The 26,822-nt window shown below is 64.8% G+C and carries 30 protein-coding genes and 3 pseudogenes; 14 read left to right on the plus strand and 19 right to left on the minus strand.

Going from position 1 to position 26,822, the window contains the following annotated elements; translation table 11 throughout:
- The coding region (locus ACFE99_RS01075) for a nuclear transport factor 2 family protein (protein WP_375481591.1) at positions 1-276 on the plus strand (276 nt) is incomplete at its 5' end.
- Between the two features lie 9 nt (positions 277-285).
- On the opposite strand, the gene ACFE99_RS01080 is transcribed toward ACFE99_RS01075, so the two are convergent.
- Positions 286-1,542, minus strand: a complete 1,257-nt coding sequence (locus tag ACFE99_RS01080) for a M18 family aminopeptidase (protein WP_375481593.1) — start codon at positions 1,540-1,542, stop codon at positions 286-288.
- A 41-nt stretch (positions 1,543-1,583) separates the two neighbouring features.
- On the opposite strand from ACFE99_RS01080, the gene ACFE99_RS01085 reads away from it, so the two are divergent.
- The 6 genes and pseudogenes from ACFE99_RS01085 to ACFE99_RS01110 all read left to right on the plus strand — a co-directional run.
- Positions 1,584-2,594 (plus strand): Dyp-type peroxidase, encoded by a 1,011-nt coding sequence (locus ACFE99_RS01085; protein ID WP_375481595.1) that lies wholly within the window; start codon positions 1,584-1,586, stop codon positions 2,592-2,594.
- Positions 2,591-3,388 carry a family 1 encapsulin nanocompartment shell protein gene (locus ACFE99_RS01090; protein WP_375481597.1) on the plus strand — a complete coding sequence of 266 codons (798 nt, stop codon included), beginning with the start codon at positions 2,591-2,593 and terminating at the stop codon, positions 3,386-3,388. The genes ACFE99_RS01085 and ACFE99_RS01090 overlap by 4 nt, the downstream gene beginning before the upstream one ends.
- A 39-nt stretch (positions 3,389-3,427) precedes the next feature.
- Positions 3,428-4,795, plus strand: a complete 1,368-nt coding sequence (locus ACFE99_RS01095; RefSeq protein ID WP_375481599.1) for an alpha/beta fold hydrolase — start codon at positions 3,428-3,430, stop codon at positions 4,793-4,795.
- 68 nt (positions 4,796-4,863) lie between these two features.
- The gene (locus ACFE99_RS01100) at positions 4,864-5,913 is read left to right on the plus strand and encodes an ABC transporter permease (protein ID WP_375481601.1); all 1,050 of its coding nucleotides are present in this window, start codon (positions 4,864-4,866) and stop codon (positions 5,911-5,913) included.
- Between the two features lie 3 nt (positions 5,914-5,916).
- Entirely contained in the window at positions 5,917-6,909 is a 993-nt protein-coding gene (locus tag ACFE99_RS01105) for an ATP-binding cassette domain-containing protein (RefSeq protein ID WP_375481603.1), read from the plus strand.
- Between the two features lie 384 nt (positions 6,910-7,293).
- Positions 7,294-7,527 (plus strand): annotated as a pseudogene (locus ACFE99_RS01110) (hypothetical protein); the annotation flags it as partial.
- A 17-nt stretch (positions 7,528-7,544) separates the two neighbouring features.
- Here the strand turns inward: ACFE99_RS01110 and ACFE99_RS01115 are convergent.
- Together ACFE99_RS01115 and mdlC are read right to left on the minus strand one after the other, a co-directional pair.
- Positions 7,545-7,817, minus strand: a complete 273-nt coding sequence (locus ACFE99_RS01115) for a tautomerase family protein (RefSeq protein WP_375481605.1) — start codon at positions 7,815-7,817, stop codon at positions 7,545-7,547.
- A gap of 13 nt (positions 7,818-7,830) precedes the next feature.
- A complete protein-coding gene (mdlC, locus tag ACFE99_RS01120) occupies positions 7,831-9,444 on the minus strand; it encodes a benzoylformate decarboxylase (RefSeq protein ID WP_375481607.1) in 1,614 nt (537 codons plus the stop codon).
- Positions 9,445-9,681: 237 nt separating this feature from the next.
- Between mdlC and ACFE99_RS01125 the strand changes: the two are divergent.
- Positions 9,682-10,279: pseudogene (locus ACFE99_RS01125) on the plus strand (alcohol dehydrogenase catalytic domain-containing protein).
- 37 nt (positions 10,280-10,316) lie between these two features.
- On the opposite strand, the gene ACFE99_RS01130 reads toward ACFE99_RS01125, so the two are convergent.
- The 9 genes and pseudogenes from ACFE99_RS01130 to ACFE99_RS01170 all read right to left on the minus strand — a co-directional run bounded on the left by ACFE99_RS01130 (position 10,317) and on the right by ACFE99_RS01170 (position 17,395).
- Complete coding sequence (locus ACFE99_RS01130; RefSeq protein WP_375481609.1) at positions 10,317-10,577, minus strand: acyl-CoA dehydrogenase family protein; 261 nt, start codon at positions 10,575-10,577, stop codon at positions 10,317-10,319.
- A 16-nt stretch (positions 10,578-10,593) separates the two neighbouring features.
- Complete coding sequence (locus tag ACFE99_RS01135; RefSeq protein WP_375481703.1) at positions 10,594-10,746, minus strand: acyl-CoA dehydrogenase family protein; 153 nt, start codon at positions 10,744-10,746, stop codon at positions 10,594-10,596.
- Positions 10,747-10,872, minus strand: a pseudogene (locus tag ACFE99_RS01140) (hypothetical protein); the annotation flags it as partial.
- 392 nt (positions 10,873-11,264) lie between these two features.
- Positions 11,265-12,206 (minus strand): catalase family peroxidase, encoded by a 942-nt coding sequence (locus ACFE99_RS01145; protein ID WP_375481611.1) that lies wholly within the window; start codon positions 12,204-12,206, stop codon positions 11,265-11,267.
- Positions 12,207-12,741: 535 nt separating this feature from the next.
- On the minus strand, positions 12,742-13,254 hold the full coding sequence (locus ACFE99_RS01150) for a Dps family protein (RefSeq protein WP_375481613.1): 513 nt from the start codon (positions 13,252-13,254) through the stop codon (positions 12,742-12,744).
- Positions 13,255-13,758: 504 nt separating this feature from the next.
- Complete coding sequence (locus ACFE99_RS01155) at positions 13,759-14,220, minus strand: zinc-binding dehydrogenase (RefSeq protein WP_375481615.1); 462 nt, start codon at positions 14,218-14,220, stop codon at positions 13,759-13,761.
- A 12-nt stretch (positions 14,221-14,232) separates the two neighbouring features.
- Positions 14,233-15,249, minus strand: a complete 1,017-nt coding sequence (locus ACFE99_RS01160; protein ID WP_375481617.1) for an NADP-dependent oxidoreductase — start codon at positions 15,247-15,249, stop codon at positions 14,233-14,235.
- Complete coding sequence (locus ACFE99_RS01165; RefSeq protein WP_375481619.1) at positions 15,246-16,247, minus strand: LLM class F420-dependent oxidoreductase; 1,002 nt, start codon at positions 16,245-16,247, stop codon at positions 15,246-15,248. The genes ACFE99_RS01160 and ACFE99_RS01165 overlap by 4 nt, the downstream gene beginning before the upstream one ends.
- The gene (locus tag ACFE99_RS01170; RefSeq protein WP_375481621.1) at positions 16,244-17,395 is read right to left on the minus strand and encodes an acyl-CoA dehydrogenase family protein; all 1,152 of its coding nucleotides are present in this window, start codon (positions 17,393-17,395) and stop codon (positions 16,244-16,246) included. Before ACFE99_RS01170 ends, ACFE99_RS01165 begins: the two co-directional genes overlap by 4 nt.
- A 116-nt stretch (positions 17,396-17,511) precedes the next feature.
- Between ACFE99_RS01170 and ACFE99_RS01175 the strand changes: the two genes are divergently transcribed.
- Genes ACFE99_RS01175 through ACFE99_RS01190 form a run of 4 tightly spaced genes read left to right on the plus strand, consistent with a single transcriptional unit; the run spans position 17,512 to position 18,660 of the window.
- Positions 17,512-18,147, plus strand: coding sequence for a TetR/AcrR family transcriptional regulator (locus ACFE99_RS01175; protein WP_375481623.1), 636 nt, complete (start codon positions 17,512-17,514; stop codon positions 18,145-18,147).
- Entirely contained in the window at positions 18,147-18,299 is a 153-nt protein-coding gene (locus tag ACFE99_RS01180; protein WP_375481625.1) for a hypothetical protein, read from the plus strand. The genes ACFE99_RS01175 and ACFE99_RS01180 overlap by 1 nt, the downstream gene beginning before the upstream one ends.
- Positions 18,278-18,397 carry a hypothetical protein gene (locus ACFE99_RS01185; protein ID WP_375481627.1) on the plus strand — a complete coding sequence of 40 codons (120 nt, stop codon included), beginning with the start codon at positions 18,278-18,280 and terminating at the stop codon, positions 18,395-18,397. Before ACFE99_RS01180 ends, ACFE99_RS01185 begins: the two co-directional genes overlap by 22 nt.
- On the plus strand, positions 18,349-18,660 hold the full coding sequence (locus ACFE99_RS01190) for a hypothetical protein (RefSeq protein WP_375481707.1): 312 nt from the start codon (positions 18,349-18,351) through the stop codon (positions 18,658-18,660). The genes ACFE99_RS01185 and ACFE99_RS01190 overlap by 49 nt, the downstream gene beginning before the upstream one ends.
- Positions 18,661-18,686: 26 nt before the next feature.
- Here the strand turns inward: ACFE99_RS01190 and ACFE99_RS01195 are convergent, their stop codons facing one another.
- The 4 genes from ACFE99_RS01195 to ACFE99_RS01210 all read right to left on the minus strand — a co-directional run bounded on the left by ACFE99_RS01195 (position 18,687) and on the right by ACFE99_RS01210 (position 21,632).
- A complete protein-coding gene (locus tag ACFE99_RS01195; RefSeq protein ID WP_375481629.1) occupies positions 18,687-19,574 on the minus strand; it encodes a fructose bisphosphate aldolase in 888 nt (295 codons plus the stop codon).
- A gap of 402 nt (positions 19,575-19,976) precedes the next feature.
- Positions 19,977-20,651: a phosphoribosylformylglycinamidine synthase subunit PurQ gene (gene purQ / locus ACFE99_RS01200; RefSeq protein WP_375481632.1), complete on the minus strand. Its 675-nt coding sequence runs from the start codon at positions 20,649-20,651 to the stop codon at positions 19,977-19,979.
- Positions 20,648-20,887 (minus strand): phosphoribosylformylglycinamidine synthase subunit PurS, encoded by a 240-nt coding sequence (gene purS, locus ACFE99_RS01205; RefSeq protein ID WP_375481634.1) that lies wholly within the window; start codon positions 20,885-20,887, stop codon positions 20,648-20,650. Before purS ends, purQ begins: the two co-directional genes overlap by 4 nt.
- Positions 20,888-20,954: 67 nt before the next feature.
- Complete coding sequence (locus ACFE99_RS01210; protein WP_375481636.1) at positions 20,955-21,632, minus strand: ATPase; 678 nt, start codon at positions 21,630-21,632, stop codon at positions 20,955-20,957.
- 32 nt (positions 21,633-21,664) lie between these two features.
- Here ACFE99_RS01210 and ACFE99_RS01215 point away from each other — a divergent pair, with 32 nt between their 5' ends.
- Positions 21,665-22,303: an MBL fold metallo-hydrolase gene (locus tag ACFE99_RS01215; protein ID WP_375481638.1), complete on the plus strand. Its 639-nt coding sequence runs from the start codon at positions 21,665-21,667 to the stop codon at positions 22,301-22,303.
- 26 nt (positions 22,304-22,329) lie between these two features.
- On the opposite strand, the gene ACFE99_RS01220 is transcribed toward ACFE99_RS01215, so the two are convergent.
- The 3 genes from ACFE99_RS01220 to ACFE99_RS01230 all read right to left on the minus strand — a co-directional run bounded on the left by ACFE99_RS01220 (position 22,330) and on the right by ACFE99_RS01230 (position 25,309).
- A complete protein-coding gene (locus ACFE99_RS01220; RefSeq protein ID WP_375481640.1) occupies positions 22,330-24,003 on the minus strand; it encodes an FAD-binding dehydrogenase in 1,674 nt (557 codons plus the stop codon).
- Between the two features lie 30 nt (positions 24,004-24,033).
- Positions 24,034-24,738, minus strand: coding sequence for a DUF2334 domain-containing protein (locus ACFE99_RS01225; RefSeq protein WP_375481642.1), 705 nt, complete (start codon positions 24,736-24,738; stop codon positions 24,034-24,036).
- A gap of 79 nt (positions 24,739-24,817) precedes the next feature.
- The gene (locus tag ACFE99_RS01230; protein WP_375481645.1) at positions 24,818-25,309 is read right to left on the minus strand and encodes a glutathione peroxidase; all 492 of its coding nucleotides are present in this window, start codon (positions 25,307-25,309) and stop codon (positions 24,818-24,820) included.
- Between the two features lie 60 nt (positions 25,310-25,369).
- On the opposite strand from ACFE99_RS01230, the gene ACFE99_RS01235 reads away from it, so the two are divergent.
- Positions 25,370-26,822: DHA2 family efflux MFS transporter permease subunit (locus ACFE99_RS01235; protein WP_375481647.1), on the plus strand; the 1,453-nt coding region annotated here is incomplete at its 3' end.

Consider the following 26,822-nt stretch of genomic DNA (forward strand, 5'->3'; position numbering starts at 1 on the left):
GAAGATGTGGAACCGGTGCGAGGCAAAGAGGCGTACACGGCCAAGATCGCCGAATTGCTGGCCGCTGCACCAGATCTGCGGCTGGAACTGGTTGACAGCGCGACCGTGCCCGGCGCCACCGCGGGCGAGCAGCTGGTGTTCTTGCACTACGTCGGCCAAGGCACCGGCCCGGCCGGACCGTTCACGATCCGCGGGCTCGATCGGGTCCGCACCCGCAACGGCATGGTGGTGGAAAACGTCGTCCGCTACGAGCCGGCTATCGTCGCCTCGCGCTGAACCCCGGCGTCACTGCGGCGCCAGAAAGGCCTGCAGCGCCGCGGAATACGCGGCGACGTCGGCGGCACCCATCAGTTCGCGGGCTGAGTGCATCGCCAATTGCGGGGCGCCGACGTCGACGGTGGGGATGCCGGTTCGTGCCGAGGTGATCGGGCCGATCGTCGAACCGCACGGCAGGTCGGCGCGGTGTTCGTATCGCTGCAACGCCACGCCGGCCTGCCGGCAGGCGAGCGCGAAGGCTGCGGCGGTGCGCCCGTCGGTGGCATACCGCAGGTTGGGCTGCACCTTGAGCACCGGGCCCCCGTTGATCGCGATCGGGTGCCCGGGCTCGTGCCGGTCCGGGTAGTTGGGGTGGGTGGCGTGCGCCATGTCGGCCGAGGCCACCATCGATCCGGCCACCCGGCGCAGGAAATCTTCTCGATCACCGCCGGCGGCCAGCACGATCCGCTCGAGGGTGGTCAGCAAAAGCTCGGACTGCGCGCCGTGATCGGAGCTCGAACCGACCTCCTCATGGTCGAACAACGCCAGCACCGGCAGGTTGCCGCCGGGTTCGGCGGCCAGGAGCGCCTCCAAGCCGGCATAGCAGCTGGCCTGGTTGTCCAGCCGCGGTGCGCTGACGAACTGGTCGTCGAGTCCGGCCAGGCTGGAGGGAGCCAGATCATGGGTCATCAGATCGAAGCCGAGTACGTCGTCGGTGGCGACGCCGCAGCGTTTGGCGACGTAGCCGACAAACGAGCCGCAGCTGTCGCCGGCTGCCCACACCGCGTTGACGTGGCGCTGCGGGTCCAACGTGACCGACTTGCGGTCTTCGGCCAAGTGGATGGCCAACTGCGGCACCCGCAGGATCGGTTCGTCGATCCGGACCGGCCGGTGGCTGATGCCGGTGCCGTCACGCACCGATAGCCGGCCGCTGACGCCGAGGTCGCGGTCCAGCCACGAGTTGAGCCAGGCACCCCCGTAGGGCTGCAGCGCCACCACCTGCCAACCCGCCACCACGCGATCCGGGTGCTGCTTGATGCGCAGGTTCGGGCTGTCGGTGTGGGCGCCGATCACCCGAAACGACCGACGCGGATCCCCGGTGCTGTCCCACGCCACCAACGATGCCGCGCGCACTGTGAAGAATCGGCCTGCGGCCGGCCAGGTGTCCGTCTCGGCCAACTCGGTATATCCAGCCGCGCGCAGCGCTTGTGCCACCGTGGCGCACACGTGGAACGGCGACGGGGACGCGTCGATGAATTCGCACAGACCCGTTGCCGTGGCCGCCATGCCCCCATCCTTTCATCGGCAGGGACGTTAGGGTCGAACCCGTGCCCGCTGTTCAGCCCCAACCGGTTCTGGAGCCGTTGACTCCGGCCGCCATCTTCCTCGTCGTCACCATCAACGACGGCGGCGAGGCAACGGTGCACGACGCACTGCCCGACATCTCCGGGCTGGTCCGCGCGATCGGATTCCGCGACCCGGCAAAACGCCTGTCGGCGATCACCTCGATCGGCTCGCAGGCGTGGGATCGGTTGTTCTCCGGCCCGCGACCGGCCGACCTGCATCCGTTCGTCGCGCTGGAAGGCCCGCGGCACAGCGCGCCGGCCACACCCGGCGATGTGTTGTTCCACATTCGGGCCGAGACCATGGATGTCTGCTTCGAGCTGGCCACCCGGCTGATCGACGCGATGGCCGGCGCTGTCACGGTGGTCGACGAAGTGCACGGTTTCCGGTTTTTCGACAACCGCGATCTGCTCGGGTTCGTCGACGGCACCGAGAATCCCGACGGGCCGCTGGCGGTCAGCGCGACACAGATCGGCGACGAAGACCCCGATTTCGCCGGCTCCTGCTACGTCCACGTCCAAAAGTACGTCCATGACATGGCAGGCTGGAATTCGCTGTCGGTGACCGAGCAGGAACGCGCGTTCGGGCGAACCAAGCTGGAAGACATCGAGTTCGACGACGCCGATAAACCGGCCAACTCACACATCGCGCTGAACAAGGTCGAAGACGACCAAGGCAATGAGCTCAAGATCGTGCGGCACAACATGCCGTTCGGCGAGGTGGGTAGGGGCGAGTACGGCACCTACTACATCGGCTACTCTCGCAGCCCGGCCGTCACCGAGCAGATGTTGCACAACATGTTCATCGGCGATCCGCCCGGCAACACCGACCGGATCCTTGACTTTTCCACCGCTTTGACCGGTGGACTGTTTTTTACCTCCACCATCGACTTTCTCGACGCTCCGCCGCCACTGCCCGGATTAGCGGCTGCAGCAGCGGATTCCGACTCGGACGGCTCGCTGGCGATCGGCAGTTTGAAAGGAAACGCCCGATGAACAACCTCTACCGCGACCTGGCACCGATCACCGAAGCCGCCTGGGCCGAGATCGAATTGGAGGCGACGCGTACATTCAAACGCCACATCGCCGGGCGCCGGGTAGTCGACGTCAGCGGCCCCGGCGGACCCACGATGGCTGCGGTCGGCACCGGTCGGTTGGCCGACGTGGCGCCGCCCGGTAACGGCGTCGTCGCGCATCTGCGGGCCAGCAAACCGCTTGTGCGGCTGCGGGTCCCGTTTACGCTGTCGCGCTCGGAGATCGACGATGTGGAGCGCGGCTCGCAGGACGCCGACTGGGACCCGGTCAAGACCGCCGCCAAGAAGCTGGCGTTCGTCGAAGACCGCGCCATCTTCGAGGGCTACGACGCAGCGTCGATCGAAGGCATCCGTAGCGCGAGTTCCAATGCGGCGCTGACGCTGCCCGCCGACGTCCGCGACTTCCCCGACGTCATCAGCCAGGCGCTGTCCGAGTTGCGGTTGGCCGGGGTTGACGGCCCGTATTCGGTGCTGCTGTCGGCCGACGCCTACACCAAAGTCAGCGAGACCACCGAACACGGATATCCGATCCGCGAGCATCTGCGCCGACTGGTCGATAACGACATCATCTGGGCGCCCGCCATCGACGGCGCTTTCGTGCTGACCACCCGCGGCGGTGACTTCGACCTGCAGCTGGGCACCGACGTCGCGATCGGTTACCTGTCCCATGACGCCGAGACGGTGCAGCTCTACTTGCAGGAGACGATGACGTTCCTGTGCTACACCGCCGAGGCGTCGGTCGCGTTGACCGCGTAGCTCGAGTCGTTAGCTTGCCACCTGGATTAGCCTGTTTCAGTGGCGCAGTTTCCGCGGACTCGCTACGCAAGTTGCGGCGAAGTCGACATCGCCTATCAGGTCTTCGGCGATGGCCTCATTGACCTGCTCGTACTACCCGGGCCATTAATCCCGATCGACTGCGTCGACCTCGAGCCGTCGATGTACCGCTTCCATCGACGCCTGGCATCCTTCGCGCGCGTGATCCGATTCGACCAGCGCGGCATTGGGCTGTCGTCGCGGCTCCCCTCGCTCGACATGATGGGGCCGAAGTCGTGGGCAAAAGACGCGATCGCGGTCATGAACGCGGCGGGATGCGAGCAGGCGACGATATTGGCCCCAGGGTTCACTTCGTTGGCCGGAGTTGTTCTGGCGGCCGATTACCCCGAGCGGGTGCGCAACCTGGTGATCGTCAACGGCGCGGCACGGACGCTGTGGGCACCTGATTATCCGATCGGCGCCGAGGTGAGCGCTGAAGATCCCCACACGACGATCGCGATTGAGCCGGACGCCGTCGAGCGAGGTTTCGACACGCTTGGCATCATCGCTCCGACCGTTGCCGGCGACGACGCGTTCCGGGCGTGGTGGGATATGGCGGGCAACCGTGCCGCGTCTCCCAGCATGGCGCGCGCCTTCATCAAGGCCGTCCGCCAATCCGACGTGCGCGATTTCCTCGCAAGCATCACCGTGCCAACGCTGATCCTGCATCGCGACAACCCGAACTTCAGCCCTGTCGCAAACGGCCTTTACCTTGCCGAACACATCGCAGGATCGCGCTTCGTCGAGCTACCAGGTGAAGATGTCCTGTATTGGGTAGGCGACACCGCACCGATGCTCAACGAGATCGAGGAATTCGCCACCGGCGTGCGGGCCGGCTTCGGCGCCGAGCGTGTACTCACCACGATCATGTTTACCGACATCGTGGGCTCCACCGAACGCGCCGCTGTGCTCGGCGACAATCGATGGCGCGACCTGCTCGACAATCATGACACCATCGTCCGCCACGAGCTGGACCGATTCGGTGGCCGTGAAGTGAACACGGCCGGCGACGGATTCGTCGCGACCTTCGCCAGCCCGAGCGCTGCGATTGAGTGCGCCGACGAGATCGTCGATGCAGTCCATGTCCTCGGCATTGAGGTGCGGATCGGTATTCACGCGGGTGAGGCCGAGGTACGCGGTGCCGACGTCGCCGGCATGGCTGTACACATCGGGGCGCGGGTGGCGGCGCACGCAGGACCGAGTGAGGTGCTGGTGTCATCGACGGTGCGCGACATCGTCACCGGCTCGCGGCGCAGGTTCACCGACCGGGGCGAGTATGACCTCAAAGGTGTGCCCGGCCGTTGGCGGCTGTGCGCGCTGGTGCGCGATCCCGCGATGGTCCGGCGATAGCGATACGACCCTGCTCGGAGTGGAGCAAACCCTGCCGGGAATAGGTCGGCGTGGGTACCGTCGTGAGCATGCTGTTCGCGGCGTTGCGCGACATGCAATGGCGAAGGCGCCGCCTCGTCGTCGCGATCGTCAGCACCGGACTGGTCTTTGCGATGACGCTCGTTCTGACTGGACTGGCAAACGGCTTTCGGGTCGAGGCTGAGCGCACCGTCGATTCGATGGGTGTCGACGTATTTGTGGTCAAGTCCGGCGCTGCTGGACCGTTTCTGGGTGCCACACCATTCGCCGAAGTTGACCTGGTCCGGGTGGCCGGTGCGCCCGGTGTGGGAGCCGCGGCCCCACTGGCCACCGCGGCGTCGACCATAAGGGAAGGCACCGCAACACGAAACGCCACCGCATTCGGGGCGCCGGAGCGCGGGCCGGGCATGCCACGCGTTTCGCAGGGCCGGGCACCATCGACCCCGGGCGAGGTGGCGGTGTCCAGCACGCTGGGCCGGGGTGTCGGCGGCGATCTGCAGGTTGGTGCGCACACCTTGCGGATCGTAGGCATTGTGCCCAATTCCACCGCATTGGCGAAGATGCCCAACATCTTCCTGACCACCCAGGGCCTCCAGCAGCTTGCGTACAACGGGCAGCCGATGATCACATCGATCGGGATCGTCGGTTCGCCCCGACAGCTTCCGGACGGCTATCAAATAGTCGGTCGGGCGGTCGGTGTCAGCGACCTGTTGCGCCCGTTGAAAGTCGCGGTGGATGCGATCACGATCGTGGCTTTCTTGTTGTGGATCGTGGCGGCGTTGATTGTCGGATCGGTGGTTTATCTCTCCGCGCTCGAGCGCCTGCGCGACTTTGCGGTGTACAAGGCGATTGGTGTGCCAACGCGGTCGATTCTGGCGGGGCTTGCGCTGCAGGCGGTCGTCGTCGCGCTGCTCGCGGCGATGCTGGGTGTCATCTTTTCGCATCTGCTGGCACCGCTGTTCCCGATGAACGTGGTGGTGCCGATGCGGTTATATTTTTCGGTTCCAGCTTTGTCGTTTTCGATCTGTGTGGTCGGCAGCGTCGCTGGACTGAGGCGCACGGTGGCGGTCGATCCGGCGCTCGCGTTCGGAGGCCCTTGAGCCGTGGGCGATCTGAGCATCCAAGAACTCGTCGTCGAATACTCCAGCGGTGGGTACGCTGTCCGACCGATCAACGGCTTTAGTCTCGACGTGGCGGCGGGATCGCTGGTAATCCTGCTCGGGCCCAGCGGCTCTGGGAAGACGACGCTGCTGTCCTGCCTTGGCGGCATTCTGCGTCCGAAGTCCGGGGCGATCAAGTTCGGCGACGTCGACGTCACGGCGCTACAGGGCGCAACGTTGGCGGAGTACCGGCGCAACAGGGTAGGCATCGTTTTTCAGGCGTTCAATCTGGTGCCGAGCCTCACCGCCATCGAGAACGTCATGGTTCCGCTGCGGGCGGCCGGGATGTCACGCGCGTCTGCGCGTCGACGTGCCGAGGAACTGCTGACGCGGGTCGGTCTCGCAGACCGCCTGAAACACCGCCCGGGTGACCTGAGCGGCGGGCAGCAGCAACGGGTCGCAGTCGCTCGCGCGATAGCGCTGGATCCGCCGTTGATCCTCGCGGACGAACCGACTGCGCACCTCGACTTCATCCAGGTGGAGGGGGTACTGCAGCTCATCCGCTCGCTGGCGAAGGGCGAACGTGTAGTGGTGGTCGTGACCCACGACAGCCGAATCCTGCCGATAGCCGATCGCGTCGTCGAGCTGGTACCCGCGCTCGCGTCGGCGGACCGGCCACCCGAAACTGTGCACTTGAATGCTGGCGAGGTGCTGTTCGAGCAGTGCACGATGGGTGAGCTGATCTACGTGGTTTCGCAGGGCGAGCTCGAGATTGTGCGTGAATTGGCTGATGGCGGTGAGGAATTCGTGAAGGTAGCTGCACCGGGCGACTACTTCGGTGAAATCGGCCCGCTGTTTAACTTGCCGCGCTCGGCGACTGTGCGGGCCCGCACCGACGCCACCGTGGTCGGCTATACGGTGCAGGCGTTCCGTGAGCGGCTCGGCGTAAGGGGCCTAGGCGACCTGATCGAGCAGGTCGAGATTGCCAGCGACTAATCCGGCACTAGGCGCGCATGTGGTCGTGTCCTCGCTGTCGGTGCGGCCGCCGTAGAGCAGCCAGCGGTGTCGAGGGCTGCAGTCCCGGAGGGAGGCGGTACGGAAATCGGGATGCTCATGCGGGCATGGTCACACGAACCCACTGTGTCTGATTGGCATGTGATGAAAACACCTGTCTCTGAATGCTTTCTACCAAGATCACTGGAAACGCCAGGCTTCAGGCTCGTGGCACGCTGACGGCGGTGAAGTTAACGGCGGCAATCAGGTCCTGATCGTCGGGCGCCGCTCGGCGATTTCCCACGTGCGACGGTTATGCCGGGACTAACATTGCGCCGCGCCAGGGACTTACGAGCCGGATTTCGGTCGGAAGGGCGGCGAGAAACGATGACTAGCGCCACCCACAACCAACACGTCGAACACGACCATGTGCACGGCGAAGGATGTGGCCATGTCGCGATCCCGCATGGGGACCATGTCGACTACGTGCACGACGGTCACTTCCATCGACGCCATCAGGACCACTACGACGAGTGTGAGCCGTCCGGGCACACCGTGCACGAGGATCATGACCATGTCCACGGTGACGCCTGCGGCCATGTGGCCGTCCCGCACGGGGAGCTCGGCGGGGCTGCCCGCTATCGAGTTACGGCAGCCGCGGTTTCGGTGGCAAGACGTGTGGTCTCGGCTTCTGGGTGGCCCTCGCGTATCCACCCGCTGACGAGGAGTGGACTTGCTGGTACAGCGTCGGTATAGACGCTGCCGGCGGGCAGTTCGTGGAAAACCACGTTGACGTAGGTATTCGGCACATGATTGACCTCCGAGTGGATGGCTGCAATCTCACCCGCCAGCGCCTTCTTGGTGTGAGCCGACAACGTTGATTCGTTTGTCGTGCAGGTATAGACAGGCACGTTTGCTCCCCGGTCAGCCCAGCTGCGCTGCTTGCGGTTTGGTAGGCACGACGATGACGGTGGGCCCGTCGGCCTCCAGCGCGGCGGTGAATTCGTGGGCCAGCTTTTCGGTGGTGTCGACGTTGACCGTGCGGCACCCGAAACCCATTGCGAGGGAGGCGATGTCGAGGCCCGGCAAGTCCATTCCCGGTACGCCGGTGCACTTCTCCAGCTTCGCAAACGACTTGAGGATCGAGTATTCACCGTTGCGCATCACCACGAACACGATGGGCAGGCGGTGTTGGGCGGCCGTATAGATCGCCTGCACCGAGTATTGGAACGACCCATCGCCGATGGTGGCAAGGACATGGCGCTTGACACCACGGGCGCGGTCCCCCAACGCGACGCCCACCGCGGCGGGCAACCCCCAACCGATACCGCCGCTGGCAGTGGCGAAGAACGAAGCCGGGCGGGTGGTGGGCAGGAATCGCAGTTGTTGGGCCATCGTCGACGTCGATTCGGTGACCACCGGCGAATCGGCGGGCTTCACGGTGCTCAACGTCGACCACACCGCGTCCGGCTCCAATGGTGCCGACCCGGTCACATCGACCGCGGAGGTGGGCACTTGTCTCGTCGGGACCGCCCGGTCGCTGCGATCATCGACCATGTCCACCAGCTGCTCCAACGCCAGCAACGTGTCCCCCAACACGCTGTCACCCACCGGTGCCGCCCCAGCGAGCCCCGGATCGGCGGTGATCTGCAGCAGTTCGGTGCCCTCAGGCAGGTACTCGCCGGCCACATAGGGGTAGTAGCGGAAGACCTGCGCCCCGACCACGACGACCAGATCATGCCCGCGCATGACGTCGGTGACACCGGCAATGGTCATCGGTATCTGCCCCTGATAGAGACGGTGATCCTCCGGGAACGACGCCCGGTCGGGAAGCGGACTGCCGTACACCGGTGCGCCGACCTTCTCCGCGAAGGCCACGCCGACATCCCAAGCGCCACTGCGATCCACTTCGGGGCCGAAGACCACCATGGGCCGCTGCGCACCATTGATGCGCTCGGCGAATCCGCGCAGCCGCTCGGTGTCCGGGGCGACACGGTGGCTCACCGTGCGCACCACCGCCGGGCCCAGCGCCGGTTTCTCCCAGTCATCAAGTGGGATGGACAAAAACACCGGGCCGGCCGGTGGCTGCAGCGCGATTGTGTAGGCGCGCATAAACGCGGCCGGCACGTCCTCGGCGCGCTTGGGCTCGTACGCCCACTTCACCCACGGCTGCGGAAACACGGTTTCGTCCTTGTTGGTCAGATACGGTTCGCACAACACCATTTCGCGGGTCTGCTGACCGGCTGTGACGATCAGCGGGGTGTTGCCCTTGTACGCCGCCACCAGGTTGCCCATCGCGTTACCCATCCCCGCAGCGGTGTGCACATTGACCAGGGCGGGCTTACCGGTGGACTGGGCGAATCCGTCGGCCATGGCCACCACCGACGCCTCCTGCAGCCCAAGGACATAGGTGAAGTCGTCGGGGAATTCGCTCAGGAACGTCTGCTCGGTCGAGCCTGGGTTGCCGAACACCGTCGTGAGTCCCAGCTCACGAAGCAGGTCGTAGGTCACCTCGTGGACGGTTCTCGTGTCTGTCATCGTCCTGCCGGTCCTTCCGTGTTTGTCAGGCTTTCGCCACGCGCACCACCGCGCTCTGCTACCAGACTCGTCCGCGCTGGCCATGCTGTCGATGTCTTGGGTAACAACCGTGCCCGCCCGTTGCTGTGGCCGATCACAATGTCCGACAGTGCTGGGTAAACGGCCACAGCGCGATGCGGCACGCGTTGTCAGAGAGTCCATCGACGGCGATCGAATGTCGTGTTGGAATGCTTGTGCATGTACGCAATTGAGGGTGAGCAAACCGGCCGGCCGGAGGTCCTTTCTTGCGTCGAGAAGCCGCGGCCCTCCCGGCCGCGGTGAGGTATTGATCAAAGCCGAGACGAGCGGCGTGAATTTCGTCGACACCTATTTCCGGTCGGGGCCGTATCGGCATGAACTGCCGTTCGTGCTCGGCGCCGAAGTGGCCGTTACCGTGGCCGCGGCGGAGGAGGGCGTGACGTCACTACGCGTGGGTGAAAGTGTCGCGACCGCCGATGCCGTCGGCGCTTACGCTGAGTACTGTGTCGCGCCAGCCGATGTCGTGACGCCGGTGAGGCAACTCGTGCTGTTCGGGGCAGCCAGCGGGCCGGTGCCCCTAGTGGACCCGCAGCGGCTCAACGCTGCCGGCTCGGTGTATCTGACTCGCCCATCGCGGCCGAATTTCATGCGTACACGCGACGCGTTCACCTGGCGCACAAACGAACTATTCGATGTGATCGCCAGCGGTACCATCACACTGACCATAAGTGGCCGTTACCTGCTGAAGGACGCGGCCCAAGCCCACCGCGATCTTGAGGGCCGCAAGACCTTCGGCTCGGTTATGCTGATGCCCTAGCTCACACCCGGCGAGCACATCGCGCTGATGTTACCGATCAAGCGAAAGCGCTCATTCCGGTGATCGCTCGCCCCACGATCAAGGTGTTCATCTCCCGGGTGCCTTCGTAGGAATAGATGGCCTCGGCATCGGCGACGAAGCGTCCCACATTGTGCTCCAGAAGTATTCCGTTGCCGCCCAACAGTTCCCGGGCCCAGCCCACGGTTTCGCGCATCCGTACCGTGCAGAATGCCTTCGCCAGCGAGGAATGCCGGTCCTCGGCGCGACCTTCGTCCTGCAGTTGTGACAGCGCACACACAGCCCATACGCGGACGTCACGTTGCCGAGCATCCGGACAAGTCTTGCACCAGCTGGAAGTCGCCGATCGGCCGGCCGAATTGCTGTCGCGTGCGGGCGTATGCGAGCGCGTTCTCGTAGGCTCCGAGCGCACAGCCGACCGCCATCCACGCCACCCCGGCGCGGGTCATCTGCAGCCAGTCGTTGTAGTCAGCTATCCGCTGGATCGGGTAGCCGGCGTCGTTGAACCGGTCGACGAATTGGTCGAGCCCGATGCCGTCGTCGTAGGGGTTTAGAACGTGGTAGGTCTGATACCCGTTCTCCACTCCTGTGCCCGCGTCGCCGGTGCAGTAGTAGCCGTCCTCGTCGTAGACCCCCGGTGACCTCCGGGCGTTTGTAATAGCCGGCGAACATGATCTGCGTCTTGACCAACAGCTCGCCTATCGGGTGGGCCCGGTCGGTGTGGAAGTAGCCCAGCTCGGGCTCTCCGGTTTGATCCACAGCGGACGGTTGGAGTCCGCCCAAACCGTTGGCATAAATGGTGTTCGGACGACGGCACTCTTGATGTGATCCGCCGGTTGACGGATGTCATCAATCGTCACCCACCGCACAAGGCCAAGTCTGACTGATGCGGCACGTGAGTGTGCGTTGACCGCACGGTGAAAGAGTCGCCGCACGATCCACTAGGCGGCTCTGAGCGCCCTCCCGGTTAGGCCGGAGGTGCCTCGGAGCCCCGCTCTACGCCGGTGCGTAGTTTGACCGACGCCGAATAGGCGTGGGTGCGGAAGCGAAGCACCGGGTCGTCGGAGGGTTCGATGCCGTCGGTCACACGCATTGGGTCGAATACCACGATGTCGTCGCCGCGCTCGCGCTCGGTGTCGAGGCCGACGATATCGAGCGCGCCGACGGTGGTGAAGTCAGTGCTGTGCCAAGGCGCCGACGGATCGACCGTCGAGTCGTGCACCCCGGCGATCTGGACGCGGAAGTAAAACCGCGCGGGCCCAGTCGCGAGACGGGTATTCAGCTCGTCGGTGAGGAAGTCAGGGCCCTTCGTCCGGGCAGCCCGCAAGGACAAAAACTGTTCACCGGCCGCCGGAGACAGGTGATAGCGAACGAATCTGGCGCCGCCATCGGCGTCGACCCAGCGGTAAGCGTGCAACCCGTGATACTCGACGGTGGCGTAGCTTGCGGGGATCTTGTTGGCGGCCAGTAGTACCGGCAACGCGCCGAGCAGCCGAGGGTGAGTTGCAAGGTATTTGGTGATGCGCCACGGCGCGCCCAGGCCCGGCCGCAACGCGCGCAACAGATCGACGAACCCGTCCGGCGTGTTTGACATGAACAACCGCGCCGTCTGCGTCGATACGTCGGTGGTCGACCCGTCGGGCAGTGTGAACTTCACGGCCATCCCGCGCACCTGTGGCAGGCCGTCACGCTGCGCCGGGTTGCCCGATCCGTTGGAGAAGCGAATCAGCGCCGGCACGGCAGAGCCGTCGAGGTGTCTTGCGCGGCAAAGCCGGGGCGCCTCGGGAGTCGCGGTAAACGTGCCGCGATACAGGATGCCTTTCGCGTGCAGGGCCCGATAACCAGGCCGAGCTCCGCCGGTACGGCGGATCGCCTCAATCGCGTCGTCAGGAGAAACCGGATGGTCCATGCACGAATCCTACGTGTTACCTCGGTGTCAGACTTATCCCGCGCGCGTTATTCGACTCCTGGGATCGGCCTGCTGCATCGACCAAGGGTGCGCTCACGGCAAACGACTCTGAGATTCGACGAATATCACTGCTGCCTTGATGGATAACGTAACACCAGCGGCTGCGCGCAGGAGGTGGTCAATCAGGCTAGACGCCACTCAAGGGTGATGTGGAAGTGCCCAATGGCGCCCTCGTGCCGTCGGATAATCGAGGGAACAGCACCCCGATGCCGTTTATGACCACGCACCGCAACGATCACGGTTGGCTTCGTGGCCACCTGGAACGTGATGACGGGTCAGCGCGAAGATGCGCGACCAGGAAATTGCATAGCACCTAACGCCATACGCGCCACCTATCGGATCGTTCCTAAATCCTGGTTCGGTATTACGCCTGGAGACAATGAGCCACTGCCGGTTGTAACAGACGAATAATCGTTGGCTTCCATCGACAGAACCGATGGAAGCCAGCGATTAGCGTCCGTGCAGGTGTAAGTCGTTAGACTTTGCGGTTCTCCGACTTGATCAGCCATGCGAGCTTCTCCAGCCCGTCGATCAACTCGTGCAGGATGTCCGCCGTGCTCGGATCCTCAGCGTCAACCGCGTGATGCACCGTGCGGAGGGTATCGACAACCGCATGGGCCCGCGTCGTGATCAGGTCGACAACTTCCGCGGTGTTGCGCTCGTGGGCAGGAAACTGGGGCAGGCTGGTGGTGGCCGTCACTGTGTCGGAGCGGCCGTCCGGGACGGCGTCCAGGGCGCGCATCCGCTCAGCGATGGTGTCGCTGCCTTCTCTCGCGAAGTCGACCAGTTCGTCGAGCTGCAAATGCAAATCGCGGAAGTTCGTCCCGACGACGTTCCAATGGGCCTGCTTGCCCTGCAAGTGAAGTTCGATGAGGTCAACGAGGACGCGCTGCAGGTGCTCGGCAAGCGCTGACGATGCCGTGAAGTTGCGGATGTCGTGCTCGTGTCGACGGTGGTGAACAGGTGCCGTATGTGTTGTTGCAGTCATTACTACTCCTTGGATGTGTTGTTGCGCGATGTGAACTCAACATTGAGCTGGTTTTAGAGCTCAACGCCTTTGACCCGCATGGAAATTCCTCTGCGCGGGTGTGCAATATGTCACTCGACATTGTCGGTTTTGTCGGATTCCGGCGTCCCAGGGCAGGCGATTGTAAAGTAAGCCAACCTTTTTCAGCCCAGCCTTGCCTTAATACGGCAAGGCTACGCTTAATGAAGCTATTACCACGCAAGCACCTCCAGCAATAGCTTCCGATAACCAGAATGGGCCGATGGTTCGCGTTCTGCACGTCACCGCTCCAGAGCGGCGGCCGCTGTTTTGCATTGGGCGACCGCGGCCAACGTGGCCAAGATTTCGGGCATGGCGGTGGCGACTTCGTCGTCATCTGCAGGGTGAGTGGTGCAACCGCCTAACTGCCACCGGCGGCCCGCCTTCACCACGTGAGTGGTGTCGCGGCGGCGCGAATTAGCATCACGTCGCCCCTCGAGCAGCTCGTCATCGGATCTGTACGACGACCTTGCCCTTTGCGTGCCCCTGTTCTACGTAGGCCAGGGCTTCCGGGGTCGACTGGAACGGAAAGACCCGATCGACAACCGGACGTATAGCACCGGAATCGATGAGGGCGCCGAGCTCGCGCAATTGGCTTCCACTTGGTTTCATAAATAGGAACGAGTAGGTCACTTGGCGGCGTTTGGCTTTCCGCCTGATTTGGAAGCTGAGAACACGTATCGCTTGTGTGACAAACCAGTTCAGGCCGTACTCCCTGGCGAAATCGGGTTCCGGGGGGCCTGCGACCGAGATGATTTTCCCGCCGGGTTTGACCACCCGGAGTGATTTTTCTAGTGTCTCCCCGCCAAGGGTGTCGAAAGCAACGTCGTAATCGTGCACGGTGGCTTCGAAATCTTCCTTACTTTCCCGTCGCGACTCCCGATAGCAGCCGAGAGACGGAGTCGCCAAGCCGTGATTGGGTCACCGCGACGAAGAGTCGTTCAAGGCGAGGATCAGCTTGCCGGTGTTCTGGCCGCGAAAGAGTTCGAGGAGCGTTTCGGGAAAGTCTTCGACGTCGCCGTGTTCGATGTGCTCATGTGATCGCAGTTGGCCGGAGTCGAGCCACTTCGCCAGCTGCGCAATGCCTTCCGGGTAGCGCGTCATGTAGTCGAAGACGACAAAGCCGGTCATCGACGCACGGGCCACAAGCAGCTGCATGTAGTTCGACGGTCCTCGCGGCGTGTCGTTGTACTGCGATACTGCGCCGCAGAGCACAATGCGGGCGCCGTGCGCCAGCCGGTTGAGGGCGGACTCCAGCGCCTCGCCGCCGACATTGTCGAAGAAGATGTCGATACCGTCCGGTGCGTGCGTTTTCAGTTCAGCGCGCAGGTCTGCGGTCTTGTAGTCGATGGCGGCGTCGAATCCGACCTCCTCAACAAGCCACCGGCATTTCTGCTCACCGCCGGCAATGCCGATGGCTCGGCAGCCGTTGATCTTGGCGATCTGTCCGACGATGTTGCCCACCGATCCGGCGGCGCCGGAAACCAGCACTGTTTGGCCCGGCTCGGGACGGCCAATGTCGAGTAACCCGAAATAGGCAGTCAGTCCGCTGATGCCAAGGGCCGCCAGATGTGTGGTAGCCGGCGCCAGGGTGGTGTCGATTTTGTTGACGCCGGTACCGATGGACGACGCATAGCGCTGCACGCCGAACAGCCCGGACACTTGGTCTCCGACCCTGAATTCGCGGTGGCACGACTCGACGACGTGTCCGACGGCAAACGCGCGCATCACTTCGCCGATCTGCACTGGCGGCACGTAGGACCGGCCCTCGTTCATCCAGGTGCGCATCGCCGGATCGATCGACAGGTAATCGATTTCGACAACGAATTCTCCGTCGGCGGCAGCTGGGATGGGCTCCTCGACGATCTCCCAATCAGTTGCCTTCGGCAGGCCCACCGGGCGGGCGGCCAGCCGACATTGCATATTGACGGGTGTCACGAAACCGCCTCATCAGCTGCGCTGAGTTGGCCGGCCTCAGCGGCGGATTCAAGGGCTGCGCGGCCGGCGGGGTCTTCGGCGGTAATCGGTACAACCGCGACAGTGTCGGCGCCGGCGCGCAGATAAGCCTGCAGCCGGTCAGCGATTTGTTCGGCGCTGCCGAATGCACCGAGCTGCCGGGCAAGTTCGATGGGAATCGCGGCCGCCAACTGCGAGCGGCGTACGCCGCTGCGGGCTTGCTCGACGAGGTCGCCGAATCCGAGGTCACTGAACATTTCGCCGTAGCCGGGCGCGGCGAGATAGATCGCCAGCCGATTAGCTGCCTGACGCACCGAGGCCTCAGCAGGTCGCACGGCAACCGGCGTCCATACCGTCAAGTGCACCGGCCGGCGGTCCGCGGCGGCGGCGTACTCATCGACTTGTTGCCGCACCTGGGCTACTCGCTGCGGCGTCGCCAGGTTGAGCACCACCTCGTCAGCCAGCTCCGCGGCCAGGCGGACCATCGCAGGGCCGAATGCGCCGACGGCGATGCGGGTGTGCGGCAGCGGGTGGCGCAGCCGGAATCCGTGGCTGCGGACATAGCGCCCGTCATAGTCGGCACGCTCACCGCGCAGGATCGAACGTAGGCAATGAATGGTTTCCCGCATGCGGGCTGCGCTGTGCCACCACTCGCGGTCGTGCCAACCGGTCACGATGATCGGGCTGGAGGCACCCAGCGCGACGTCGACGCGGCAACCGGTGAGCGAGGCGACCGAACTTGCCCCCAATGCGACCGCGACCGGGGTTCGCACACTAATCGGCAACGGTCCGACCTTCAGCTGCAGTCCCGGCGTTCGCAGACCGATGGCGGTGGCCAACGCGAAGGCGTCGAAGCTGGCCAGCTCACCGATCCACAGCCCCGTCAGCCCCGCGTCGGTGGCCGCCTGCGCGATCTGTACCGCCTCAAGGTCGGGGCGGTCCAGCCAAAACGGCAGCGCCGCCTCGATTCGTCCCCTCATAGCATCGCCACCTCTGTTGGCAGGTCCAACAGGATGCGGCCTGGCAGCTCGCGTGATGCCTCGTTTACCTGGAAGTGCGCGGTGGCGGTGAAGGCGTCGCGGAAGCGCCGCTGCAGCGGTGCACCGTCGTAAATGGCGCTGCCGCCGGCGAGGTCATACATGGAGCGCACCACGTCGGCGGCGGTGCGCACCCCATGGGTCGCGGCAAGGCGTAGCCGGGTACGCGCCTCCACCGGCACGGGCAGCTCGTCTTGGCTTGCCCGCCAGGCGCTTTCGATGGCCTGGTAATAGAGTGCTCGCGCGGCCTCTAACGCGGATTCGGCGGCGGCGACCGCTGCCTGGATGGTAGGACGCTGGGCCAGTGTGCGAGTCGACCCTACGCTCTTCTTCGTCCGGGCGAGGTCGGCGAAATTGTCGATCGCGGCGCGGGCGTTGCCCATTGCGGCCGCAGTGATACAGGCGGCGAAGAACCCGAATGGGGGGAATCGATACAACGGCCGGTTGATCAGCGGCCCGTCGAATATCGAGATCAGGTGCGTGTCCGGGACGAACACGTTGTCGGCTACCGCGTCGTGGCTGCCGGTGCCGCGCAGACCCAGGGTGTGCCAGGTGTCGAGAACCTGAAGCTGCTCGGTGGGCAGGGCGACCACGGCCGGCCGGTCCTCGAACAAGCAGCCGGCGAACATCACGTCGGAGTGAGAGATGCCGCTGCAGAACGCCCACCGTCCCGACACGACCACGCCGCCGGCGGCTGGTCGGGCCTTGCCATGCGGGGCCCACACGCCCGCGGCCACCCCGCGTCCCGCACCGAACAGCTCGTCGCGGCTTACCGGCGGCAGATAGGCCACCAGCAAGCTACTGGTCATCGCGATCGAGACACACCAGCCGGCCGACGCATCCCCGCGCGCCACCTCCTCAGCGCAGCGCAACGCCGTCCCGGGGGCCAACTCCAGACCTTCGACCTCCACCGGCGCACCCGCGCGCAGCAGACCCGAATCCCGCAGCGCCCCAACCAGTTCAGCGGGCAGTCGGTGGTCCGCCTCGATCTCATCTGCCATGTCGCGCGCCAAACCGGCGATTTGCCGCGCGCGCATCTCGATGTCCAGCTGCGCCCCTGCGGGCGTCGTCGTGAGGTCGGTGTCGTCCATCGCGTCCTCGCATTTCGCAACAAAGCTACGGTGCTGTAGCATAAAGCTACACTACTGTAGCTTTACTCATGTAGCTTCTGTCAAGAGTGGCGATTGCGACCGAGAGGAGAACCTGCGTGACCGAGGCCACCTCGCGGCGCAACCGCCCGTACGCCCCCCGACTCTTGCCCGATCAGCGGCGCGAACAACTCCTGGATGTCGTCCTCGACGTCATCGATACCGACGGCGTCGGCGCGGTCAGCATCGACGCGGTCGCGCGCCGGGCTGGTGTCACCCGGCCGGTGGTCTACAGCCATTTCACCGACGCCAACGACATGCTGCGCGCCTCACTCGACCGTGAGGAGCAGCGAGCGCTGGCTCAGATCCTCGACGCCATGCCCGCACCAAACGACAACAATCTCGCCAACGCGTTCCACCACCTATTCGACACTTACTTGCACTCTGTCGCGGAGGCGCCGCAACGGTGGCGGTCAATCTTCATGATCGCCGACAGCTTCACGCCCACGCTCCACAAGCGCGTCGCCCGTGTTCGCGCCCGGATCGTCCGGGAATTCGAAGCGGCACTGCGACAGTCATGCACCGCCGGCCGGCACGCCGATCCGGAACTGCTGGCCCATCACCTACTAGCCGTGCTGTGGGAATCCGGCCGGCTATTGCTGGTATCTCCGAAGGACTTCCCGCACGAGCGCCTGCTGCGCTCTCTGGATGCGATGTTCACCGCGATTGCGGCACAACGGCGAGAGGATTCTTGATGAGCGGCCTCTTCCCGCGCATCTTGCGCGTCCACCAGCGGATCTACGAACACACCGACGGATTGCTTGGCCGTCGGCTGCGGTTCGGCAACCCCACGCTGCTGCAAGGACCGCCGGCCGACGCACCGGTTTGCCCCGAACCACCGCATTGACCTACGCCCGCGACGGGGATGACTACCTGATCGTCGCCTACTTCTTAATATGTCAACTCAACGGTTGTTCATCCTCGCGGCAGGCGTCTTGCTGCTGATGGTCGGCCTCTTGGCACTTCGGTTCCCCGTCTTCCTCTCTGACTTCGACCAGTGGGGATTCCAAATCAACTGCGGCAGTGGGTTTGGGGGCTCTTTGACGCAGGCCGGTATCGCCGACGGGGCAGGAACCCATTTCGTCGATCAGTGCCACACAGCCGTAGCGGTCCGTCGTATCTGGACCATCCCTATGGCGATGTTCGGAGCGTTTCTCCTTGGTGCGTTGGCGATTACACCGTCGCGTCGGTATTCGGCAAACGTTTAGACAGCGCGCGATCCCGTGTCCATCGATTACGTTACCGAGGCGTCGTAAATTGCCTCGATATTCGAGCGAAGCTTCTCGTTGAATTCCGCATCGGTCTGATCGACAGTCAGCCCCTCCGTCAAAGCCCGCGAAAAACTCGCGATCAGGCGGTGGTTGCGGGCCAGAATTTCGCAACTTTCCGCGAGGCTGTAGCCGCCAGACAAGGCGACCACGCGGATAACCCGGGGATGGTCGATCAGCGGCGCATAGAGGTCGTCTTCGTCGGGCAAGGTCAGCTTGAGCATGACCTGCGTGTCCTCGGTGAGCTCGTCGAGCTTCGTGCCTAGCGCTGCCACCAACGCACTGTCCGCTTTGGGCTTGTCAGGGCATTCGATGCTGACCTCGGGTTCGATAATCGGCATAAGTCCGCGCTCAGCAATTCTGTGCGCATAGGCAAACTGCTGGTCGACGATGGCTTGGATGCCCTCATCGTTCGGCTCTTGGATAAACGAACGCATTTTGGTGCCGAAAACGCCCTTATCGACCGCCCGATCCAACAAGGAGTCGAGCTTGGTCATCGGCTTCATCAGCTGCACGCCATTTTCAGCCGGGGCGAGTCCTTGGTCGACCTTGACAAACGGCACGATGTGCTTCTGCTTCCACAGAAATGCCGCAGTGTCCTCGCCGTTGATGGTTCGGTCCATCGTCTGCTCAAAAAGGATGGTCCCCAGTATTTTGTCGCCGGAAAAGCTGGGACTCGACATAAGGCGCTCGCGCATCTGATGGATGAGATCGAACATCTGCTCGTCGCTGTCGTACGCGTCCTGTGGAATTCCGTAAAGCTTGAGGGCTTTTGGTGTGCTGCCGCCGCTTTGATCCAATGCAGCGATAAAGCCATTTCCCGACGCCATCACGTTGCGTTGCTCTTCGTTCATAGCCATCCTTCCGTCGTTCCTTTATTGGGCCGGCCCGCACGCCGCCAGCGGTTCGTCGCCGCGGCCACACTACGTGCGTTACGGGCGCCCACAAATCCCGGTCCTGGAGATCTTCGGCCTCAAGTTCTAGGATCGCGCACCGTCACCACATCCGGCTACTACTTTCCGACAGATGTATCACCACACCGCGGCCAGACCGGGTCGCTGACCGCCACAGGTCACTCGTTGCCGACGCCACTTGACGTGCTGCCCATCGCTGCGGATCAGCGGCCGGGCCTGCTTAGCTTCTGTTGCCAAAACCTCTCGCCTGCAAACCTTCCGGCACAACAGAACTATCCTTGCACCGGCATTGGCGCCCCGCCCCGCGCGCTAGTCGATAGCCGGCCTCACGGCGCCTGGAGGTCACACGGCCAGCACAGAATCCAGAGCGGAATAGAACAGGCCGAGGCCGTCGTCGGACGGACCGGTCAGGGCCTCAATCGCATGCTCCGGGTGCGGCATCAACCCGACCACACGGCCGTTGGCCGAACTGATGCCCGCGATATCGCGGAGCGAGCCGTTGGGGTTGTGGAGGTAGCGGAACACCACTCGCCCTTCGCCTTCCAACTCGTCGAGCACTTTGTGCGTGGCGACGTAGCGACCCTCGCCGGACTTCAGCGGCACCAGCAAGTCGGCGTCGGGCTCGAACCGAGATGTCCACGCCGTCGCCGTCGACGCCACCCGCAGCCACACGTCGCGGCAGAGGAAATGCAAGCCCGCGTTGCGGGTCAGCGCGCCGGGCAATAGCCCGGCTTCACATAGCACCTGGAAACCGTTGCAAATGCCCAGTATTGGCAATCCACGGCCCGCGGCGGCGATCACTTCGCTCATCACCGGGGCGAATCTGGCGATCGCGCCGGGCCGGAGGTAGTCGCCGTAGGAGAACCCGCCGGGGACGATCACGGCGTCGACGCCCTTGAGGTCGGCGTCGGCATGCCAGAGGCTGACGGGTTCGGCGCCGACAAAGCGTGCCGCCCGGGCGGCGTCGACGTCGTCGAGTGACCCAGGAAAGGTGATAACGCCGATGCGGGCCGTCATTGCGGTTCTCGGCTGATGGTCCAGTCTTCGATCACGGTATTCGCCAGCAGTGATTCCGCGATTTCGGCGAGCTCGGAATCGTCGACGGTGTCGTCGACTTCGAGCTCAAAGCGCTTGCCCTGCCGAACATCTGAGATACCGACATGGCCGAGCCGGCCCAACGCACCGACGATCGCCTGACCCTGTGGGTCGAGAATCTCGGCTTTGGGCATCACGTGCACCACGACCCGGCCCACGGGCGCTCCTCGCTGTCGGTACCTGACTGCCTGTGCCAACTTTACCGGTGACCGAGCGCCGGGCCGGTCATGGGCACGAGCCGATGTAGGCCGCGCACAGCGGGCCGCTCATCGCGTCGAGGACCTGCGTGTCGGACAGGGTTGGCCACGGCGTCTGCGGCGGTGCCGACGACCACAAGCTCAGTTCGCTGATGCTGCTGTTTTGGGGCTGGGCGACCAGGTAGGTGTGCAGGATCACCGGCCCGCTGATCACCGCGGCCAGCCGGTTGGGTTCGTCTACGGTGATCGACGACGACTGATTCGCCGCGCCCAGTTGACAGCTGCGAAGCGCGGTGGCGGCGATGTTGAACACGCCAGCCGCGTTTTCGCCGCCGCGCGCCGTGTCGCCGCGCCAGTGCAGCACCTGCGCCTGCAACTGCCACTGACCTTGAGGGTTGGTCACCTTCGCACGGCTCGCGACGGCCGAGTCGCGGGAGTCACGTGGGAACGGCGGTGTGGCGCACAGCTCCTCGAAGCGGAACCGCGGTGTTGTGCCGGTGCCCGTCATGGCCCCAGCCACCCCGGATAATGCCGGCCAGCGGTACACCGAGTTCAGCGGCACAGCACCCGCATTGATCCACGCGGAATCCGGGATCCGGTCGCACACCGGTGGACAGTTCTCGGGCTCCGCCGGCGCGGGCATCGCGGACAACGCTGCTACTGCCAGGCCCCCGGCCAGCAGCATCGCCGCCAGGATTACCCGCATCGGCACACCCCCATGAGCGCACAATCGTAGACATGCAACTGACGCATTTCGGCCATTCCTGCCTACTTGCTGAATTCGACCACACCACCGTGCTGTTCGACCCGGGAAATTTCTCGCACGGTTTCGAGGGCATCACCGGCCTGTCGGCGATTCTGATCACCCATCAGCACCCCGACCACGTCGACACCGCCCGGCTGCCCGCGCTGATCGACGCCAATCCGGATGCCGCGGTGTACGCCGATCCGCAGACCGCCGCCCAGCTCGGCGTGCCGTGTCGCGCGGTGCAAGTGGGCGACGAGCTGACCGTCGGCGCACTGACCATCCGGGCCGTCGGCGGCCGGCATGCTGTCATCCACCCCGAAATCCCGGTGATAGACAACATCTCCTACCTCATCGGCGACGGTGAGCATCCGGCTCGGCTGATGCATCCCGGCGACGCCCTGTTCGTCCCGGTCGAGCCGGTGGATGTGCTGGCGACCCCGGCGGCGGCGCCGTGGATGAAGATCTCCGAGGCCGTCGACTACCTGCGCGCCGTGGCGCCGCAGCGCGCGGTGCCGATCCACCACGGCATCATCGCCCCCGACGCGCGCGGCATCTATTTCGGTCGGCTCAGTGAGATGACGACCACCGATTTCCAGGTGCTTCCCGAAGAAAACGCGGTCACCTTCTAGCGCGAGCAGACGCTCAGCGAAACGAACTAGGCGATGTCGGCGGCGGCCCCGCGGCCTGCGGCACGACCGGAAAAGATGCAGCCGCCCAGGAATGTTCCCTCCAATGCCCGGTAACCGTGCACACCGCCGCCCCCGAATCCGGCAACCTCGCCGGCGGCGTAGAGCCCGTCGAACGGAGTGCCGTCGGCTTTGAGCACCCGGGCGTCCAGATCAGTTTCCAGCCCGCCCAAGGTTTTTCGGGTCAGGATGTGAAGTTTGACCGCAATCATCGGCCCAGCCTTGGGATCCGTTAAACGGTGCGGAGCCACCACGCGGCCCAACCGGTCACCCCAATAGCTACGGGCGGCGCGGATCGCGGTGATCTGGCTGTCCTTGCTGAACCGGTTCGCCACTTCCCGATCGCGCGCGGTCACCTCCGCCGCCACCGTCGCATAGTCCAACGGCACCACGTCGGGCACCTTGTTCATCGCGGTGACCAACTCGCGCAACGAACCAGCACTAGCGAAGTCCACGCCGCGGTCGACGAACGCCTGCACTGGAGCCGGCGGCCCCGACCCCGCGCGCGACCGCAGCAACTGGCGCACACTGCGTCCGGTGAGGTCGGGGTTTTGCTCCTGACCCGACAGGGCAAATTCCTTTTCGATGATTCTGGAGTTGAGCAGAAACCACGTGTAGTCCTGACCCGTCCTGGCGATGTACTCCAACGTGCCGAGCGTGTCGAAGCCTGGGTACAACGGCGCGGGCAGCCGCTTGCCGTTCGCATCCAGCCACAGTGACGACGGACCCGGAATGATTCGGATACCGTGTCGCGGCCAGATCGGGTCGTAGTTGGTGATGCCCTCGGTGTAGTGCCACATGCGGTCGCGGTTGATCACTCTGGCACCGGCCTTTTCGGCGATGCCGATCATCCTGCCGTCGACGTGGGCGGGTACCCCGCTGAGCAGTTGCTCGGGCACCCGGCCCATCCGCTGCGGCCAGTTCTGCCGGACCAGGTCGTGATTGCCGCCAATGCCGCCACTGGTCACGATTACCGCAGAAGAGCGAAACTCGAAGTCACGTATGACGTTTCGCGATGACGGCACACCACGCGGTTGATCCGAGGGCTCCAGTACGCTGCCGCGCACCCCGGTCACCGCGTCTCCTTCGACGATCAGCTCGTCGACGCGATGACGATGGGCGAAGCGTACGGTCGAGCGGTCCCGCAGTTGGCGCGCGAAGATCTCGACAAGAGCCGGCCCTGTGCCCCAGGTGATGTGGAAGCGCGGCACCGAATTGCCGTGCCCGCGGGCGTCGTACCCGCCGCGCTCGGCCCAACCGACCAGCGGGAAGATCTGCAGGCCACGGGCGCGAAGCCAACTGCGCTTCTCCCCCGCCGCGAAATCGACGTAGGCGTACGCCCATTGGCGTGGCCAATAGTCCTCGGGCCGGTCGAACCCCGCCGTGCCGAGCCAATCCTGCAGTGCCAGTTCGTGACTGTCGCGCACACCGAGGCGGCGTTGCTCGGGGCTGTCGACGAAGAACAATCCGCCGAACGACCAGAAGGCCTGCCCACCCAGGTTGGCGGCGTTCTCCTGGTCCAGGATCAACACCCGCAGGCCGCGGTCCGCGACTTCGCAGGCGCCCACCAGGCCGGCCAGCCCCGCCCCGACGATGATGACGTCGGCGGCTTGCCCCACCGACCCGGCTGCGGTTTCGCTCATGCCGCTACAGGGTAGTTGACCCCCCGGCGGTCAGGCTGCGTCGCGAACCGCCTGATCGTGCCGCCACTCGTACACGGTCGCAGTGCAGCCGTGCAGCAATGCCAGGTCCACGGCGTCGAGCATGGCCTGCAATGGCCCGGGTTTGCGCAGGTGACGCGCGGCAACCGCCACTCGGACGATGCCGCCGCGGCGAGCAACCCGTTCGGCCGAGAGCACCAGCATCCGGCACCACCACGGCTCGGTCAGGAAGCCTTCTCCGATGCCGAGCACCCGGGCGCGCAGACTGGTGTGGCGGACCAGGTCGGTGATGTTGTGAAGATCGGCCAGCAACCGGAAGCCATTGCGGGGCAATGCTTTAACTGTACCGTGGGACGCCACCCAGCCGGGGGCCGCGAACAGCCTGGTGCGGAGTCCGAGGTGCTCGAGCACCCGGTCGGCGGCCATCAGCCGCAGGTTGGCTTCATGGGCCGGCAGCGCGGCGAACTCGCCGCGACGCTTTTTGGTCGCCGCTTCGTCATACCCGTGCAACACGATCGCGTCGCCGCCGGCGCGTCGGGCGGCCAACCACTCCACGGTGCGCGGATCGCGGTCGAGACGGTAGCCGCCCTTGAGCCGCGGCGCCACCAGCAACGACACCGGCACGCCGCGGGCATCCATTTGTGCGCAGAATGCGTCGACGTCGGCCAGGGTGTGCTCGCCGATTCCTGACACGGAAACGATCAATTTGCCAGACACACCGCTAGTGTGCCGATTGCAGGTTTCCAAACGGTGACATACACGCAGACAGCGGGCGTCTAACGGACCCGCAGCCCAGCTAGTTCGGCAGTACGGCCTCGATTGCCGTGAGCACCTCCGGCGCGTCCGGCGCAGCGCGGGGCCGGAACCGGTTGACCACCCGTCCACCCGGGGCGATGAGGAATTTCTCGAAGTTCCATTGCACGTCGCCGGCCTGGCCGGTGGCGTCGGGCGTCTTCGTCAATTCCGCATACAGCGGGTGTCGGCCAGGCCCGTTGACGTCGGTTTTTGCCAGCAGCGGAAACGTCACGCCGTAGGTGGTGGCGCAGAAGGTCTGGATTTCGTCGGCCGTGCCGGGCTCTTGGCCCATGAACTGATTGCAGGGCACGCCGATGACGGTCAGCCCGCGATCGGCGTAGTCCTGCGCGAGCTGCTGCAGCGCGCCGTATTGCGGGGTCAAGCCACATTTCGACGCGACGTTGACCACCAGCACGGCACGGTCGGCGTAATCGGCCAGCGAAGTGGGGCGGCCATCGAGGGTGGTCAACGCGATGTCGGTGACAGTGGGCATGCCAGCAGGCTACCGCAAGGCAAACTAGCTTGATCAGCTAACTGCCGTTACGCTCGTGTGGTGCATCGCGCCGTCGCGCCCAGCGGCCAGTTGACCACCGACGAGCGGATCTATCCGGAGAAACTCGACGGCGGGCTGCTGCGGATCGCCGGCGTATGCGCGCTGGCGGTGATCATGGCGATCCTGGACACCACGGTCGTCGGCGTCGCGCAGCGCACCTTCATCACCGAATTCGATTCCACTCAGGCCGTGGTCGCATGGACGATGACCGGCTACACGCTTGCGCTGGCCACCGTGATCCCGTTGGCGGGCTGGGCGGCCGACCGGTTCGGCACCAAGCGGCTGTTCATCGGCTCCCTGCTGGCGTTCACAGTTGGCTCTTTGATGTGCGCCATCGCACCAAATATCGGGGCGCTCATCGCGTTTCGCGTGGCGCAGGGCCTCGGTGGCGGCATGCTGATGCCGCTGACCGTCACGATCTTGACTCGGGAGGCAGGCCCTAAGCGGATCGGCCGGCTCATGGCACTGCTGGGCATCCCGATGATGCTCGGGCCGATCGCGGGACCAATCCTGGGCGGCTGGCTGATCGACGCCTACAGCTGGGAGTGGATCTTCCGGATCAACCTGCCGATCGGTCTGACTGCGGTTGTCCTTGCGGCCGTTACTTTTCCGAAGGACCGCCCGACGCCGTCGGAGACCTTTGACTTCGTCGGCATGCTGCTGCTGTCGCCCGGCGTGGCCGCGTTCCTCTACGGGGTGTCATCCCTCCCGGGGTACGGGACGATCGCCGATCCTCACGTCTGGGTAACGGCGGCCGTCGGGCTGACGCTGATCGGCGGGTTCGTGTTGCACGCCCTGGGTAGCGAGCACCCGCTGATCGACCTGCGGCTGTTCACGAACTGGGAGGTCACGGCCGCTAACTCGACGCTTTTGCTTTCCGCGGCAGCGTTTTTCGGGGCTGCACTGCTGATCCCGAGCTGCTTTCAGCAACTGCTGCAGCAGACCGCGCTGCAGTCCGGAGTGCACATGATGCCCGAGCGGATCGGCGCGTTGCTGACGATGCCGATCGCCGGCGTTCTGCTGGACAAGCGCGGCCCGAGCAAGGTGGTCCTGGCGGGCATCACCCTGATCGGCGCCGGGATGGCCACCTTCGCCTACGGCGTCGCCACACATTCGGGATACCTGCCGGTCCTCCTGGCAGCGCTGCTGCTCATGGGTATGGGCCTGGGTTGCACGACAATGCCACTGATAGCGGCGGCGGTACAGTCGCTCGCGCCGCATCAAATCGCCCGCGGCTCGGCGCTGGTCCATGTCAACTTGCAGGTCGCGGCGTCGATCAGCACCGCGTTGATGTCGGTGATCTTGACCAGTCAACTCGACCATAGCAAAGAGCACGCCTACACCACGGTGTTCGTGGTGGCTGCCGTCTTGTCCGTGCTGGCGTATCTCCCCGCGGCGTTTCTGCCGAAGAAACCGGTAGCCACTGTGCCGGACCGGGTGCCTGTGGTGACCC

The sequence above is a fragment of the uncultured Mycobacterium sp. genome (assembly GCF_964249325.1).
In the GTDB taxonomy this organism is placed as follows: Bacteria; Actinomycetota; Actinomycetes; order Mycobacteriales; family Mycobacteriaceae; genus Mycobacterium.